Source organism: Mesorhizobium sp. M1A.F.Ca.ET.072.01.1.1 (assembly GCF_004023325.1).
Lineage (GTDB): Bacteria > Pseudomonadota > Alphaproteobacteria > Rhizobiales > Rhizobiaceae > Mesorhizobium.
Genome location: NZ_RZSF01000140.1, coordinates 1 through 16,286, shown reverse-complemented (window position 1 = coordinate 16,286; position 16,286 = coordinate 1). Strand labels below are relative to the sequence as shown.

Annotated in this window: 14 protein-coding genes and 2 pseudogenes; 9 read left to right on the top strand and 7 right to left on the bottom strand. The window is 62.9% G+C overall.

All coding sequences use genetic code 11. The annotated features are described in order from the left end of the window. From EOA32_RS19560 to EOA32_RS19550, 3 genes and pseudogenes are all read right to left on the bottom strand, one after another. Positions 1-415 (bottom strand): annotated as a pseudogene (locus tag EOA32_RS19560) (ABC transporter ATP-binding protein/permease); the annotation flags it as partial. 486 nt (positions 416-901) lie between these two features. Further along, a complete protein-coding gene (locus tag EOA32_RS19555; RefSeq protein WP_066989826.1) occupies positions 902-1,582 on the bottom strand; it encodes a DsbA family protein in 681 nt (226 codons plus the stop codon). Between the two features lie 41 nt (positions 1,583-1,623). Next, positions 1,624-3,444: an extracellular solute-binding protein gene (locus EOA32_RS19550; protein ID WP_128372617.1), complete on the bottom strand. Its 1,821-nt coding sequence runs from the start codon at positions 3,442-3,444 to the stop codon at positions 1,624-1,626. 284 nt (positions 3,445-3,728) lie between these two features. Between EOA32_RS19550 and EOA32_RS19545 the strand changes: the two genes are divergently transcribed. Further along, entirely contained in the window at positions 3,729-4,358 is a 630-nt protein-coding gene (locus EOA32_RS19545; RefSeq protein ID WP_128372616.1) for an invasion associated locus B family protein, read from the top strand. A 73-nt stretch (positions 4,359-4,431) separates the two neighbouring features. Here EOA32_RS19545 and hspQ read toward each other — a convergent pair whose 3' ends face one another. Both hspQ and EOA32_RS19535 read right to left on the bottom strand, forming a co-directional pair. Further along, positions 4,432-4,755, bottom strand: a complete 324-nt coding sequence (gene hspQ, locus EOA32_RS19540) for a heat shock protein HspQ (protein WP_066989816.1) — start codon at positions 4,753-4,755, stop codon at positions 4,432-4,434. Between the two features lie 226 nt (positions 4,756-4,981). Beyond that, on the bottom strand, positions 4,982-6,193 hold the full coding sequence (locus EOA32_RS19535) for a UbiH/UbiF family hydroxylase (protein ID WP_189407247.1): 1,212 nt from the start codon (positions 6,191-6,193) through the stop codon (positions 4,982-4,984). 98 nt (positions 6,194-6,291) lie between these two features. Here EOA32_RS19535 and EOA32_RS19530 point away from each other — a divergent pair, with 98 nt between their 5' ends. The 8 genes from EOA32_RS19530 (at position 6,292) to EOA32_RS19495 (ending at position 14,580) form a co-directional block, all read left to right on the top strand. Then, positions 6,292-7,179, top strand: coding sequence for a DUF2182 domain-containing protein (locus tag EOA32_RS19530; RefSeq protein WP_095830094.1), 888 nt, complete (start codon positions 6,292-6,294; stop codon positions 7,177-7,179). An 11-nt stretch (positions 7,180-7,190) separates the two neighbouring features. Then, the gene (locus tag EOA32_RS19525) at positions 7,191-7,805 is read left to right on the top strand and encodes a DUF1326 domain-containing protein (RefSeq protein ID WP_128372614.1); all 615 of its coding nucleotides are present in this window, start codon (positions 7,191-7,193) and stop codon (positions 7,803-7,805) included. Further along, positions 7,802-8,620 (top strand): phosphatidylcholine synthase, encoded by an 819-nt coding sequence (gene pcsA / locus EOA32_RS19520; RefSeq protein WP_128372613.1) that lies wholly within the window; start codon positions 7,802-7,804, stop codon positions 8,618-8,620. Before EOA32_RS19525 ends, pcsA begins: the two co-directional genes overlap by 4 nt. A gap of 41 nt (positions 8,621-8,661) precedes the next feature. Next, on the top strand, positions 8,662-9,639 hold the full coding sequence (locus EOA32_RS19515) for a quinone oxidoreductase (RefSeq protein ID WP_128372612.1): 978 nt from the start codon (positions 8,662-8,664) through the stop codon (positions 9,637-9,639). A gap of 215 nt (positions 9,640-9,854) precedes the next feature. Beyond that, positions 9,855-11,432: an ABC transporter ATP-binding protein gene (locus EOA32_RS19510; RefSeq protein ID WP_067320061.1), complete on the top strand. Its 1,578-nt coding sequence runs from the start codon at positions 9,855-9,857 to the stop codon at positions 11,430-11,432. After that, entirely contained in the window at positions 11,429-12,541 is a 1,113-nt protein-coding gene (locus EOA32_RS19505) for an ABC transporter permease (RefSeq protein ID WP_095830097.1), read from the top strand. The genes EOA32_RS19510 and EOA32_RS19505 overlap by 4 nt, the downstream gene beginning before the upstream one ends. Then, the gene (locus tag EOA32_RS19500) at positions 12,541-13,461 is read left to right on the top strand and encodes an ABC transporter permease (RefSeq protein ID WP_095777673.1); all 921 of its coding nucleotides are present in this window, start codon (positions 12,541-12,543) and stop codon (positions 13,459-13,461) included. The genes EOA32_RS19505 and EOA32_RS19500 overlap by 1 nt, the downstream gene beginning before the upstream one ends. Before the next feature lie 51 nt (positions 13,462-13,512). Continuing rightward, complete coding sequence (locus tag EOA32_RS19495; protein ID WP_128372611.1) at positions 13,513-14,580, top strand: BMP family ABC transporter substrate-binding protein; 1,068 nt, start codon at positions 13,513-13,515, stop codon at positions 14,578-14,580. Between the two features lie 70 nt (positions 14,581-14,650). On the opposite strand, the gene rimO is transcribed toward EOA32_RS19495, so the two are convergent. Together rimO and EOA32_RS19485 are read right to left on the bottom strand one after the other, a co-directional pair. Further along, positions 14,651-15,964 carry a 30S ribosomal protein S12 methylthiotransferase RimO gene (rimO, locus tag EOA32_RS19490; protein ID WP_128372610.1) on the bottom strand — a complete coding sequence of 438 codons (1,314 nt, stop codon included), beginning with the start codon at positions 15,962-15,964 and terminating at the stop codon, positions 14,651-14,653. A 139-nt stretch (positions 15,965-16,103) separates the two neighbouring features. Then, positions 16,104-16,286, bottom strand: a pseudogene (locus EOA32_RS19485) (hypothetical protein); the annotation flags it as partial.

Sequence of the window (16,286 nt, the reverse complement as noted above, 5' to 3'; positions counted from 1 at the left end):
GGTCGATGTTGTCGGGAGCGACGATACCGCCGGCAACCGAGCCATGCTGGGCATGGAAATGGGTATGGTTGCCGTCGAGCAGCGCCCGGTTGAATTGGCTGTTCAGCCAGCCCCGCCATTTGCGATGCAAGGTTGCGGAAACGAGATTTCGCACTCCGGTGAAGCCGGCGTCCTTGAGCACGACCAACAGCACCAATATGCCGGCATTGGTAAGAAGCGTCTGGAGCGGATTGATATTGGCGGCGTCGTGGAAGAAGGCGATCGAATTCACCAGCTCGCCCGATGCCATGGCAAACCACACGCCAGCCTTGCTGGAGAGCGCTGTCAGCAGCGCGATGACGAGGGTGAGGGTCCAGGCTTCCTTCCACCGGTCGGAGAACCAGTAGGCTCGCATCAGCCCCCAGAATGTGCGCATCGACGATACCGGCGTCAGGGGCGAGGGCCTTGCCGCCTCGCTGGATGTTTGCTCCGGTACTGTACGTCGCGGTCTACCGACCCGAATCACGATCCCGCCCGAACCTTTCCTGTTTTGTTACACATGGTAACACCAATTGATCATTTTCCATTAATTTTCTTCCTCCGAATGGGAACAGGGTTACCGGCCGTGGCATGAAGGCAACAGAAAAGCTTTGCCGGCTGATATCCATCGGCGGGGAATTCGTGTTTTGTTTCAGCCGTTTGGGAACAGAGTTTCGGCTGGAAAGGACTTTCCCCAGGGGAAGCCGAAAACACGGTTTTGTGAAGGGATATTCAGCCCGATGCTCGGCTGGTCCACGGGTTGAAGGGCTCGAAAGTGGCCGTCAGGAGACCTCGGGCTACCTCGAATCAACGCCGTAGACCGCGGGGATCTCTCTCAGCAGACTTCCGCGTCCGCTAGGCGGAGGGGTGATGCGAACTTGGTTTAGCCCGCCGTTTCGAGCTCACCGCGCGCCTTGGCCGCAGCGACCTGGCGGATAGCATCGGCCAGCGTGTCGGCGTCCTGCGCGCCCATAACGGCATATTTGGCTTCGAGCAGGAAACAGGGCACGCCGGTGATACCCATGCGCGAGGCGGTGGCGATTTCGTTGCGCACCGCCTCGACATCGGCATCCGTGGGCAGCAGCGTCTCGACCACGGAACCGTCCATGCCGGCTTCGCGGGCGGCGTCGGTTAGGACGGCATGGTCGCCGAGATTGGCGCCTTCCTCGAAATTCAGCTGGAAGAGGCGTCGCACCAGCCGGTTCTGCACGTCCTCGCCGGCAGGCCCCGCCCAACGGATAACGCGGTGGGCGTCCAGCGTGTTGGGAGCGACCTTGATGGCGCCGAAGGCGAAATGGATCCCTTCCGCCTCGCCGAGCGGCTCAATGCGCGCATGGATCTGCTGGATGCGTTCCTCGCTGCCGAATTTGCCCAGCATGTATTCGCGGCGATCCATGCCGCCTTGCGGAATGGTCGGATCGAGCTGGAACGGCCGCCAGCGCACGTGCACGTCGATATCGCCGGCAGCGGCGATCGCCCTGTCCAGCCGCTTCTGGCCGATGAAGCACCAGGGACAGACGACATCCGACACCACATCGATGGTGATCGAGTTCTCCGCGCTCATGCTCGTCTCCTTGCTTGGTCGGTGTCAGGCGGGGGATCGCGTCAGTTGGGCTTTCGCCACCATGTCGGCAGCTGATAGCCGAATATGGGCGTCTTTTGCGGATGTTCCAGGTAGCTCCAGTAAGCCAGCCACTGCTGCGTGTTGTATTGCATGGGCACCATGTAGTTGCCCGATATCAGCAACCGATCGAGAACGTGCACCGCGGCGACATAGTCTTCCTTCGTGCGGGCATTCAGCATCGCGTTGATCGCCGCGTCGACCGCGGGATCGGCGACGCCGGCCAGGTTGAATGAACCCTCCTGCTTGGCGGCGACGGATCCCCAGCGCCCCACCTGCTCGCTGCCGGGCGAGAGCGAATTGTTGAAACCGCTTGTGCCGATCAGCACCTCGAAGTCGAAGCGCTGTTTGCGCGACTGGATTTGATCGCCGTCGAGGCCGCGGATGGTTACATCGATGCCGATCTTCTCCAGCGTGCGCTGATAGAGAGCCGCAAGCCGCTCCTCGTCCTGCGATGACGTCATGATCTCGAAGCCAAAGGGATTGCCTTCAGGGTCGAGCATCCGGCCGTCCTCTACGTGATAGCCAGCGCTTTTCAGGAGCTCGAAAGCCGCTCGCAGCACCCTGCGGTCCTGGCCGGAGCCGTCGGTGACCGGCGGCCGCCAGGTTCCGTCCATCACCTCGGCAGGGACGCGGCCGGGGTAGGGGGCAAGCAGCGCCTTCTCCCGCTCGTCGGCGGGATGGCCGAGCGCGGACAATTCCGAGTTCTGCCAGAAGCTCATGGTTCGATTGAACTTGCCGGCGAACAGGTTTTTGTTGGCCCATTCGAAGTCGTAGAGCATGCCGAGCGCACGCCGCACGACCGGATTGGAAAACTTCGGCAGCCTGGTGTTGAACAGGAAGCCCGTCACCACCGGCGGAATACCGGTGTCGAAATATTCCTGCTTCACATCACCCTTGCGAAAGGCCGGGAAGTCGATATCGCGGTCGCGCTTGACCGGATCGGTCTCGTCGTCGAGGGCACAGATGCCTTTCTTGAACGCTTCCGTCTTGGCGTTGGCGTTGAGGAAATACTCGATGGTGATCTGGTCGAAATTGTCGAAGCCGCGCTTCGATGGGATGTCCTTGCCCCAATAATTGGGATTGCGCTTGAACACGATGCGCTGCCCAGGCTGCACCTTGTCCACGGTATAGGGGCCGCTGCCGATCAGCGGCTTCAGCGTGGTCTTGTCGAAAGTCTCCTTGTCGAAGGCGTGCTTGGGGATGATCGGCGTCAGCGCGACGATCAGCGGAAATTCGCGATTGGCCTTTTCGTTGAAGGTGAACTTCACGCTGTGGTCGCCGGTCTTCTCCAGCCTGGCAATCATGCTCATGCGATCGCTGTAAGGCGGGCGGCCCTTGTCCTTGAAGACATCGTAGGTGAACAGCACGTCCTCCGGCGTCACAGGCTGGCCGTCCGACCATTTGGCCTTGGGATTGAGGTGGAACTCGATGCTCTTGCGACCCGGGTCCATGTCGGCGCTGTCGGCGAGCAGGCCGTAGAGGCTGAAGGGCTCGTTGTAGTTGCGCTGCATCAACGGCTCGAAGACCAGGTTGCCGTAGACCGTGTCGATCATGCCGCGCGCGGTGGTGCGCAGGCTCTTCAGGATGAAGGGGTTGAGATTGTCGAAACTGCCGACGACGCAATAGGTGACGCTGCCGCCCTTCGGCGCATCGGGATTGACGTAGTCGAAATGCGTATAGTCCGCAGGCAGCGCCGGCTCGCCCTGCATGGCGATGCCGTGCTTCGGTTCCGACAAAGCCGGAAGCAGCGAGAGGGCCAGAAACGAGGTCGCGGCGATCAGCCGAACGAGAACGCGGTCCATGACCGTCTCCTTGCCGGGCAGCTTGGTGATTCGACATGCACCCTAGAGCATTTCGCTCCCCGATTGAATCGGCGCACGCCGGTCGCTTGGTTCAGTCGGCGCATCGCCGATGGAGGTTCGTCCAGGGCAGGAGAAGCGGCAAGAAAACGCGGAAACCGGGCTGGATTCGGCGTCGCTGGCAGTGTAACACGCGCTCCGAAGTCATGCTGTTGCCTCATTTGGGCAACAGGTAGCGGGACCACACGGCAGGAAGAAGCCGGTCCCCGGGATCATTTGAGAGGAAAGTGCACCATATGACGAGCAACGCGTATCGCCTTTCGGTGCTGGCCGCAGGCGTGGTCGGCGTTCTGGGCGCCGGGCTTTTCACCGCTTCCGCCCAGCAGCCGCCGCAGATTCCGCAGGGCTGGTTCAAGGCCTGCACCAAGCAGGAAGACGTCGATATCTGCAACGTGCAGAACATCGTCACCGCCGGCAATGGCCAGCTCGTCACCGGCGTCAGCCTGATCGAGCTCAAGGGCAAAGTGAACCGTAAGGTGTTCCAGGTGACGGTGCCGACCGGCCGTCTCGTTCCTCCGGGCATCGTCCTGCAGATCGATTCCGGCAAGGCGCAGAAGCTCGACTATGTGATCTGCTTCCCGGATCGCTGCGTGGCCGAAGTGCCGCTGACCGACCAGCTTGTCGCGTCTTTCAAGAAGGGCCAGCAGATCACGCTCACCTCGGTCAATTTCCAGAACCAGCCGAACCCGATAAAGGTTGCGCTGACGGGCTTCAGCGGCGCCTATGACGGCCCGCCGCTGCAGCAGTCGGACATCGAGGACCGCCAAAAGAAGCTGCAGGACTTCGTCGCCAAGAACAACCAGGACTTCGCCAAGAAGCTTAAGGAAGAGCAGGACAAGGCGAAGACCGCCAACTGATTGTTGGAGCGTTTCTCCAGCATGCAAAAAGCGGGGCAGGCGCCCCGCTTTTTTGTTGTCGCTTGTCCAGCCGTCAGTGTTTCGAGTGACCTTTCGGCTCGTAGCGCCCGTCGGGCAGCTTGTCGAACATCTCGCCGATCTGCGGGTGCCGCACCGGCTCGCCCGACCGATCCTCGAGCAGGTTCTGCTCCGATACATAAGCGATGTACTCTGTCTCGGAGTTCTCGGCGAGAAGGTGATAGAAAGGCTGGTCCTTGCTTGGACGCATGTCCGCCGGGATCGCTTCATACCATTCTTCGGTGTTGGCGAATTGCGGATCGACGTCGAAGATCACGCCACGGAACGGAAACAGCCGGTGGCGAACAACTTGTCCGATCGCGAATTTGGCCGTCTTCATCGCACTCACCACTTCGGTCCCGAGGCGCCGCAGCGGCTTGCGCGCACAGGGCGCCTAAGGTCTTGAATCTACACGTCACGCGCTCAAAAATCGACCCCGACTTTCGGCTTGGTACGATTTGGCGCAGACGTTGCTCCAATGCAATGCTTTACCGACGCCCTGGCCCACCAAGCTACCTATCAGCGGGCGCAATCCTCGGCCGAAAGCGGTAGTTTGCAAATGTGCCTCAGCGCGCGGCCTGTTTCCTGAAGCCGCCGGCGAGCGCCCGAAAACCGCTTCCCGGCCGCAGGCCTTCGCGCATGAAGAAGGCGCGCAGCGGCGCGAAGCTGCCCAGCACGTTGAGGCCGGCGCTGCGCGCAAGCTGCGCCGTGAGCATGTCGGACAGCAGCGACATGTTGAGCAAGTTCACCGCACTGCTGCGCGCCAGGATGTCCGGACGGCGCCGCGTGTCGTAGGCGGCAAGGCTCAGCCTCGACCCGGGATCGTCGCGATTTTCGCTGGCGATTCCAATTAGATCGTCGATATCCCTGATGCCGAGATTGAGGCCTTGTGCCCCGATCGGCGGGAAGACATGAGCAGCCTCGCCGACAAGCGCCACACGGTTTTGCGCGAACCGACCGGGCGAGGCCGCCGAAAGCGGGTAGACTTGGCGGCCGGGCTCGACCGAGACCCGGCCGAGCATGGACTGCATTTGCTCTTCGACCCGAACAGACAGCGTGGCATCGTCGAGCGCGGCCAGTTCCTGTGCCGTTTCCGGCTTCACCACCCAGACGAGACTGGAGCGCTTGCCCAGCAGCGGCACCTGCGTGAACGGCCCGGTCTCGGTATGGAATTCGGTCGAGATGAAGCCATGCTCGCTGCGATGGCTGAAATTGAGAACGAGCGCCGACTGAGGATAGGGTCGGGCGGAGGCTTTGATGCCGGCGGCCTCGCGCGCCGGCGACAGGCGCCCGTCGGCGGCAACCGCCAGCGATGCCGAGACCTCACTGCCATCGGCGAGGCTCGCATGTGCGTGGTCGGCGTCGAGCCGCCAGGCATCGACCATCGACTTTCGCCACTCGATGCCGGGATTTGCGGCGACCTTCTTGGCAAGCACCGGGATCAGGATTTTGTTCGGCAGGTTGAGCCCGAACTGCTCCTCGCCGATTTCGCTGGCGCGGAAGGTGACGGTCGGGCTGCGGATCAGCCGGCGCGTTGCGTCGACGATGCGCATCATTTTCAGCGGCGCCGCCTGCGGTCTGAGTTCGTCCAGCACGCCCAGGTGGTCGAGCACCTTGAGAGCAGGGTTCATAAGGGCGGTGGTGCGGCCATCGCCCCCGGCGGCCTCGGGGCCAGCCAACGTCACGGCAAAGCCTGCCTCGGCAAAGCCGAGTGCCGCGATCAGGCCGGCCGGGCCGCTGCCGGCGATCAATATTCGGGCTTTGTCACTCTGCTCCACACCAGGCTTCCATGTTGATGGCGGCCCGTCGGCCTGCATGCGGTATAGGGCAGATCGGCGGACTTGATCAACGCGGCGATTCGGCCCATTCGATTGGCATGAGCGCCCAGGAGCACGATTTCCGCCATCTCGACCGCGCCGGCCGCGCCACGGCGGGACTGGCGCGCAGCCCCCGCCTTGCCGTGATGCTCACTATCGGTGCGGGCGTCGTGCTTGCCTGGTGGATCCTCGCTGCCATGGCTATTCGCGGCGCCGAAAGCCGCGTTGCCGGCGGCGCTCCGGGCGATGCGCTGCTGAAGAACCTGCCGCCATTGCCGCTGCCGGATTTCCTCGACCGTTTCTTCGCTTTGTGCCTTGCGCCGGCGCCGCTTTCAGGCTCGTTGGCGGCGTCGGCGCTCGTCCTGATGTGGTTCATAATGGCGGTGGCGACGATGCTGCCCTCGGCGGCGCCGATGATCCGCACCTATTGCGAGATTGCCGATACCGCCCGGATCAAGGGCGAGCCCGTCGTCCATCCGCTGGTTCTGGTGATGGGATACCTTGCGACCTGGCTTGCCGCCTCAGTGGCCTTCGCCGCGCTGACGCTCACGGTCTATGGCTTTGCCGCCGCGGGACAGGTGCTCGATCCCGTCGTCGGGATTGCCGGGGCCGTCGCCTTGGCGATCGCCGGCCTCTATCAGTTCAGCGGCTTGAAGCAGGCGTGCCTCAAGAGATGCCGCAACCCGTTCTCGATCCTGTTTGCCAACTGGAGCGCGAAGCCGGGGCGTGTCTTTCGCCTGGGAGTGGAGCAGGGCGTCTGGTGTCTCGGCTGTTGCTGGGCGCTGATGCTGGTCATGTTCGCCGTGGGCGCGATGAACATCTTCTGGATGGCGCTGATCAGCCTGTTCGCTTTGATCGAAAAACAGACCGCGGGCAGGGTGGCCAGCCAGGTTTCCGGTGCGATACTGCTTGTGTGGGCCGCCGCCCTGCTATTAGTTTCCGCGTGAGGGAGAATTCGATGGCCGATCAGAGCTGGGCGATGAAGGGAGAGCTGGTACTCTCCTGCAATTGCACGGTTTTCTGCCCCTGCGTTCTGTCGCTCGGCAGCCATCCGCCGACCGAAGGCTATTGCCAGACGTGGGCCGGGTTCCGCATCGACGCCGGCCACTTCGGCGAGGTCGATCTTTCCGGCCTTAATCTTGGTCTGGTCATGGAAATCCCGGGCTATATGAGCCGCGGCAACTGGAGCGCCGGCCTGTTCATCGACAAGCGCGCCTCCATCTATGCCGTGAAAGCCCTGACAAAAATCTTCACCGGCAAGGCGGGCGGGACCACTTCGCTGCTGTCGATTCTGGTTGGAAACTTCCTTGGCGTGGAACAGGTGCCGATCACCTATGAGACGCGTGACAGGACGCGCGTTTTCCAGATACCGCGGATTATCGACGGCGCGGTGACGCCGATACCCGGCAAGGACCGCGAGAAGGACACCGTCATTACCAATTCCGAATACTGGATCGCACCGGAAATCATCGTGGCGAAGTCCGACAAGAGCAAGATGCGCGCCTTCGGCCGCAATTGGAATTTCGCCGGCCGTTCGGCCGAGATATGCAAGCTGGATTGGCGAGGCCCGTGAGCAAGAACACAGCGGCCCGGAATGCGGCCAAGAAAATCGCGGAGCGGATTCCGCGGCCGAAGAAGAAAGTGACGTGGCCGCAGGCGCGGGCTTTTTCCGTGCACCTGCTGACTGCGTCCGGCTCGTTCCTCGCCTTCCTGTCGCTGGTGGCGGCGAGCGAGGGACGTTGGACGGCAATGTTCTGGTGGCTAGGGCTGGCGCTCTTCGTCGACGGCATCGACGGCCCGATCGCCAGGAAGCTCGAAGTCAAGGAGATCCTGCCGACATGGTCGGGCGAGCTCCTCGATAACATCATCGACTACGTGACCTACGTGCTTATTCCGGCCTTCGCGCTCTACCAGCGCGGCTTGATGGGCGAGAACCTGTCGTTCCTGTCGGCGGCGATCATCGTCGTCTCCAGCGCGATCTACTACGCCGACACCGGCATGAAGACGAAGGAGAACTTCTTCAAGGGGTTCCCGGTCGTCTGGAACATGGTGGTGTTCACGCTCTTTGTCATCGAGCCGGGGCAGTGGGTTTCCTTCGCCGTGGTCGTGGTCGCCGGTATTCTCACCTTCCTGCCGATCAACTTCATCCACCCGGTACGGGTGGTGCGGCTCAGGCCGATCAATCTCGGCATGACGCTGTTATGGTGCGCCTTCGGCGCGCTTGCATTGGCACAGGCCGCACTTGCCTCGTTCTATGACAAGATCGGGGTTCTGAGCGAGCAGGTCAGCATGTTCACCAAGGCCGGCATTACGGTTACCGGGCTCTATCTCGCCTGCATCGGGGGCATCATGCAGATGTTCCCCAATCTTGGCGCCAGGAAATCCTGACTCGATATCCAGCTTCCGTCCTTTTCCGAGAAAGTTGAGCAATGTCCAAAGCGATCCGCATTCACGCCCATGGCGGCCCCGAGGTCCTGACCTATGAGGATTCGGATCCCGGCCAGCCGGGCGCCGGGCAGATTCTGATCAGGCATACCGCGATGGGCCTCAACTTCATCGACGTCTACCATCGCTCGGGCCTCTACCCGCCGCCGGGCGGGTTTCCGCTGATTCCGGGCGGCGAGGCGGCGGGTGTGGTGCTGGCCGTTGGCGTCGGCGTCGACTGGCTGAGGCCCGGTGATCGCATCGCCTATGCCGTCAATGTCGGCGCCTATTCGGAAGAACGCGTGATCGCCGCCGACCGCGTGGTCAAGGTGCCGGACGGCATCAGCGACGAGCAGGCGGCGGCCATGATGCTGAAAGGCATGACGGCTGAATATCTGCTGCGCCGCACCTATAAGGTGAAGGCGGGCGACACGATCCTCTACCATGCCGCGGCCGGCGGTGTCGGCCTGATCCTGGGCCAATGGGCAAAGCATCTCGGCGCGACGGTGATCGGCACGGCGAGCTCCGCAGACAAGGTCGAGCTCGCCAAGGCGCATGGCTTCGACCATGTCATCAATTACAAGGAGCAGGATTTCGTCGCCGGCGTCGCCGCCATCACCGGCGGCAAAAAGTGCGACGTCGTCTATGATTCCGTCGGCAACGACACTTTTCCCGCTTCGCTCGACTGCCTGAGGCCGCTTGGCATGTTTGTCAGCTTCGGCCAGTCGTCCGGGCCGATCCCGCCTTTCCCGATGTCGCTTCTGGCGCAGAAAGGCTCGCTCTATGCGACCCGCCCGACAATCTTCGTCTACAACGCCAAACGCGAGGACCTTGTGGCCTCGGCGCAAGCGCTGTTCGAGGTAGTGCTGAGCGGCGCCGTCGAGGTTAAGATCAACCAGCGCTACGCGCTGAAGGACGCGGCACAAGCGCAGTCCGATCTCGAGGGCCGCAAGACGACGGGCACAACCATCCTCATCCCCTAACCCGGCTGCCTTGTTTTTCAGCGCCTTGCCGCGCCTCAAGGCAGTGGTTTCCCCGACAAGCTTACTGGTTTCCCTCTTGCCCTGAACAGGCCTATCTTACCCCTTGAGTTTCCGCTGGAATTCTTGAAGCTCTTTCAAGTTGCGTGCCGCTTTCCGACCGAAGCCGGCCGCGCATACGATACCAGCGGGAACACAGAACATATCCGGGTAACTGGATGGGAGGCACTGTGAGTGCAAATCATGACAGGGCGAACCTGCTGGAGGTTCGTGGCCTTACGAAGATTTTCGGCACGCTGACGGCGTGCAACCATATCGACCTCAACATCGCGAAGGGCGAGATCCACGCCCTGCTCGGCGAGAACGGCGCCGGCAAGTCGACGCTGGTGAAGATGCTGTTCGGCTCGCTGGAACCGAATTCGGGTGAAATTTTCTGGAACGGCCAAGCCGTCAGGATCACCAGCCCCGGCCTCGCCAAGAAGCTTGGCATCGGCATGGTCTTCCAGCATTTCTCGCTGTTCGAAGCGCTGACGGCGGCCGAGAACATCGCGCTTTCGCTGAACGACGGCTCGCCGATCAGCGCGATTGCCGCGAAGGCGCGGGCGCTCTCCTACAGCTACGGCCTGCCGCTCGATCCGGAATCGCTGGTCGGCGATCTTTCCGTTGGCGAGCGCCAGCGCATCGAGATCATCCGTTGCCTCTTACAGACGCCCCAACTCATCATCCTCGACGAGCCGACTTCGGTGCTGACGCCTCAGGAAGCCGACAAGCTGTTCGAAACGCTGGAGCGGCTTCGCGCTGAAGGCAAGTCGATCCTTTACATCTCGCACCGGCTGGAAGAGGTCAAACGCATCTGCGATCGCGCCACGGTGCTGCGCCACGGCAAGGTCGTCGGCCACTGCAACCCGCGCCAGGAGACGGCCGCGTCGCTAGCCCGCATGATGGTCGGCAATGAGGTCAAGGCAGTGGTGCGCGCGCCGGCCAAGGGCATCGAGACCGCGCCGGCATTGCTGGAGATCCGCGGGCTTACCCGCAAGCCGGCGACGCCGTTCGCCATTCCGCTCAAGAACATCAATCTTTCGGTACGCGCCGGCGAGGTGATCGGCATCGCCGGTGTCGCCGGCAACGGCCAGGGCGAGTTTTTCGAATCCGTCTCCGGCGAGGTGCTGCAGCAGGATCCCGGTTCCGTGCGCATCCGCGGCAAGGATGCGGGCGGCGTGTCGATCACCGGCCGGCGGCTGATGGGCGCCGCCTTCGTGCCGGAGGAACGGCTCGGTCACGGCGCGGCGCCGCGGATGAAGCTGTCGGAGAACCTTTTGCTGTCGCGCCATGCCACCGACGGCAAGTCCTTCGTCGGCTCCGGCGGCATGGTCAGGAACGCTTCCGTCTACAGCGCCGCCCAGCGCATCATTGCCGCGATGGACGTGCGCAAGAGCGCTCCCGATCCGGAGGCTGCGGCGCTGTCCGGCGGCAATCTGCAGAAGTTCATCGTCGGCCGCGAGCTCGACCGCAAGCCGAGCGTGATGGTCGTCAACCAGCCGACCTGGGGCGTCGACGCCGGTGCCGCCGCCCATATCCGCCAGGCGCTGATCGAGCTTGCCCGCAGCGGCTCGGCGGTTCTCGTCATCAGCCAGGACCTCGACGAATTGTTCGAGCTGTCGGACGCGATCGCGGTCATGCACAACGGCGAATTGTCCGCGCCGCTGCCGATCGCCGAAGCCACCTTCGAGAGGATTGGCCTGTTGATGGGCGGCGCCGAGCCCGGCCACGCCGAACACAGCATGGAGACGGCATGATGCGCCTCGAACTGGTCAAACGCCCGCAGCGCTCGGCGCTGTTTTCGGTGCTCTCGCCCTTCATCGCCTTCGCGCTGACGATCATTGCCGGCGCCATCATGTTCGCGTTGCTCGGCGTCAATCCGCTCAATGCCTTCAATGTCTACTTTGTTCAGCCGATCAGCGAGATCTGGCAGCTGCATGAACTGGCCATCAAGGCGGCGCCGCTGATCCTGATCGCCGTCGGCCTGTCGGTTTGCTACAAGGCCAACATCTGGAACATCGGCGCCGAAGGCCAGTTCATTCTGGGCGGCATTTTCGGCTCGATCATCCCGGTGCTGTTCCCCGAATTCGAAGGTCCGCTGGTGCTGCCGCTGATGCTCTTGCTCGGCATGGTCGGCGGCGCCCTCTATGCGGCCATCCCGGCGCTGCTGAAAACCCGCTTCAGCACCAACGAGATCCTGACCAGCCTGATGCTGGTCTATGTGGCGCAGCTCTTCCTCGACTGGCTGGTGCGCGGACCGTGGCGCGACCCGCAGGGCCACGGCTTCCCGCAGACCATCCAGTTCGGCGACTCGGCCGTCCTGCCGGAATTGATGCCGGATGCCGGCCGCGCCAATTGGGGCTTCGTCTTCGCGCTGGTCGCCGCGGTCACGGTCTGGCTGATGATGAGCCGCATGCTGAAAGGTTTCGAGGTCCGCGTGCTGGGCTCGAGCCCGAGGGCAGGTCGCTTCGCCGGCTTCGGCTTCAGCAAGATGGTCTTCTTTACTTTCCTGCTGTCCGGCGCATTGGCTGGCCTTGCCGGTATCTCGGAAGTCTCGGGCGCCATCGGCCAGCTACAGCCGGTGATCTCGCCCGGCTATGGCTTCACCGCCATCATCGTCGCCTTCCTCGGACGGCTCAATCCGCTCGGCATCGTCGCGGCAGGCCTGGTGCTGGCGCTGACCTATCTCGGCGGAGAGGCGGTGCAGAGCGCGCTCGGCATCTCCGACAAGGTGGCGCGCGTGTTCCAGGGCATGCTTTTGTTCTTCGTGCTCGGCTGCGACACGCTCATTCATTATCGCATTCGTCTGATCGGCTTTGCCGCGCCACAACTCGAGGCCGCGCCCAAGCTGGAGGAGGCACGCTGATGGACATCACCGTCAACATCCTTTTGACCATCGCGACCGCGGCGACGCCGCTCTTGATCGCGGCGATCGGCGAGCTGGTGGTGGAACGCTCCGGCGTGCTCAACCTCGGCGTCGAGGGCATGATGATCATGGGCGCCGTCGGCGGCTTCGGCGCGGGCTATCTTACCGGATCTCCCTGGATCGGGCTGCTTGCCGCAATCGTCGTCGGCGCGCTGTTTTCGCTGCTCTTCGCCGTCATGACGCTTTCCCTGGCGACCAACCAGGTGGCGACCGGCCTGTCGCTTACGCTGCTCGGGCTTGGCCTCTCCGGCATGATCGGCACCAGCTTCGTCGGCCAGCCTGGCGTCAGGCTGCCGAACCTCGACATCCCCGGCCTGAGCTCGATACCGGTCGTCGGCAAGCTGATCTTCGGCCAGGATCCGTTGTTCTACGTCTCGATCGGGCTCACCGCCGCCGTGATGTGGTTTCTGTTCAGGACGCGCACTGGCCTGACGCTGCGCTCGATCGGCGACAGCCACGTGTCGGCGCATGCGCTCGGCATCAAGGTCATCCGCTACCGTTACCTCGCCGTGATCTTCGGCGGCGCTTGCGCCGGGCTTGCCGGCGGCCACCTGTCGCTCGTCTACACGCCGCAATGGGTCGAGAACATGAGCGCGGGACGCGGCTGGATCGCGCTGGCGCTGGTGGTCTTTGCGTCCTGGCGCCCGTGGCGGGTGCTGGCCGGCGCTTACATCTTCGGCGCGGTGTGGATCGGCCAGCTTCATGCACAGGCTTTCGGCATTCCTGTGCCCTCGCAGTTTCTTTCTTCGCTGCCCTATCTGGCAACCATCGTGGTTCTCGTTCTAATCTCGCGGAACAAGCGGCTGACGATGATGAACACGCCGGCTTCGTTGGGGCAGCCATTTGTTCCGGATCGTTGACGACAACAAAAAGACGGGAAGCTCCAAGGCTTAACTCAGAGAGGTAACACGATGAAGAAACTGCTTATTGCGCTGATGACCACGGCCGCGGCCCTGTCGCTGGCGGCAACCGCCGAGGCGGCCGACAAGCTGAAGGCCTGCTGGGTTTATACGGGGCCGATCGGCGACTTCGGCTATTCCTATCAGCACGACCAGGGTCGCCTCGAGGTGGAGAAAGCGCTCGGCGACAAGGTCGAGACCGCCTATCTCGAGAACGTCTCGGAAGGCCCGGACGCCGACCGCGCCTTTGAGCGCCTGGCGCGCGAGAAATGCAAGATCATCTTCGGCACATCATTCGGCTTCATGGACGCCGAGGTTAAGGTCGCCAAGAAGTTCCCGAAGGTGATGTTCGAGCACGCCACCGGCTACAAGACCGGCCACAATCTCGGCATTTACAACGCGCGCTTCTATGAAGGCCGCTATGTGCTCGGCCAGATCGCGGCCAAGGAATCGAAGAAGGGTCTTGCCGGCTACATCGTCTCCTTCCCGATCCCGGAAGTGGTGATGGGCATCAACTCCTTCATGCTCGGCGCGCAGTCGATCAATCCGGACTTCAAGGTGAAGATCGTGTGGGTCAATACCTGGTTCGATCCGGGCAAGGAAGCCGACGCCGCCAAGGCGCTGTTCGACCAGGGCGCCGACATCATCGTCCAGCACACCGACTCGACCGCCCCCCTGCAGGTCGCCGAGGAGCGGAAGCTGCATGGGTTCGGCCAGTCGTCGGACATGATCAAATTCGCGCCGAACGCGCAGCTGACCTCGCTCACCGACGAGTGGGGCCCGTATTACATCAGCCGCGTGCAGGCTGCCCTCGACGGCACCTGGAAGCCGGACAATGTGTGGCTTGGCATCAAGGATGGCGCCGTCAAGCTCGCGCCCTTCACCAACATGCCTGACGACGTGAAGGCAATGGCGGAGGCGACCACCAAGAAGATCGCCGACGGCTGGAACCCCTTCACCGGCCCGGTGGCGAAGCAGGACGGCTCGCCTTGGCTGAAGGACGGCGAGGTCGCCGACGACGCCACGCTGCTCGGCATGAATTTCTACGTCAAGGGCATCGACGACAAGCTGCCGCAGTAAACAGCAGCCTGGCATCAAAACAAAAAGGGCGCCCCACCGGCGCCCTTTCATTTTCAGCCAATCCCGCTTGTCAAACGGCCGAGCCGTAGAGATCGTAGGCGTCGGCGCGCTCGACCTTGACCGTGACGATCTCACCGGCGCGCAGCGGCCGACGCGACTGGATATGCACGGAGCCGTCGATCTCGGGGGCGTCATATTTGGTGCGGCCCTTGGCCGAGGTGCCATGCGCCTCGTCGATCAGCACCGGCAGCCGCTTGCCGACCTTCCTGGCCAGCTGCGTCGCCGAGATCTTCTGCTGGCGCTGCATGAAGCGGTGCCAGCGGGCTTCCTTGATCTCCTGCGGCACTTGTTCCAGGCCGAGGTCGTTGGAGCGCGCGCCCTTGACCGGCTCATATTTGAAGCAGCCGGCACGATCGATCTTCGCCTCGTCCAGCCAGTCGAGCAGCATCTGGAAGTCCTCTTCCGTCTCGCCGGGGAAACCGACGATGAAGGTTGAGCGGATTGCGAGATCCGGGCAGACCTCTCGCCAACCGCGGATCCGCTCCAGCGTCTTTTCACCATGAGCGGGACGACGCATGTTCTTCAGCACCTGCGGCGAGGCATGCTGGAAGGGGATATCCAGATAGGGAAGGATCTTTCCCTCGGCCATCAGCGGAATGACGTCGGCAACATGCGGGTAGGGGTACACATAGTGCATGCGAACCCAGATGCCGAGCTTGCCGAGCTCCTCTGCAAGGTCGAGGAACTTCGCTCGCACCTCGCGGTCGCCGAACATGCTCGTCTGGTATTTGATGTCGATGCCATAGGCGCTGGTGTCCTGCGAGATGACGAGGATCTCCTTGACGCCGGCCTTGGCGAGCTTTTCGGCCTCGCGCAACACGTCGGCCGCCGGCCGCGAGACGAGATCGCCGCGCAGCGCCGGGATGATGCAGAAGGTGCAGCGATTGTTGCAGCCTTCGGAAATCTTCAGATAGGCGTAATGCCGCGGCGTCAGCTTCACGCCCTGGGGCGGCAGAAGATCGATGTAGGGATCATGGCTGGGGGGAGCCGCCTCATGCACCGCCGCCATCACGCTCTCATAGGCCTGCGGGCCGGTGATCGCCAGCACATTGGGATGCTTCTCGCGAATGACTTCCGGCTCGGCGCCGAGGCAGCCGGTGACGATGACGCGACCGTTTTCGGAAAGGGCGGAGCCGATCGCGTTGAGCGACTCGTCGCGCGCGGAGTCGAGAAAGCCGCATGTGTTGACGACAACGAGGTCGGCGCCATCATGCTTGCGGGCGATCTCGTAGCCTTCAGCGCGGAGCCGCGTGATGATCCGCTCGGAATCGACGAGCGCCTTCGGGCATCCAAGGCTGACGAAACTGACACGAGGGGCAGACATAAGCTTTTCCAGGTTTTTCGGGATCGGCGGCGCCATACCACACTAATTGCGGCATTGGTATGGGCTGGTCCTTGTTGCGGCAAAACGCAATGCGAGGCCAGATCAGTAGCCGGCCAAAGCCCGCGTCAGGTGGCGGCAGTCAGCTCACCGCGTTGTTGACATGCGGCCAGATTTCCATCGCGCCCCTGTAGACCATGTCGAGCGCGACATAGAGGATGATCAGCAGGCCGATATAGGCAATCCAACGGTAACGGTGCAGCAGCCGCGCAATGAAGCTGGCGGCAAGGCGCCGCGCAAGACGCTTGGCCAGGCGGCGCTGCAG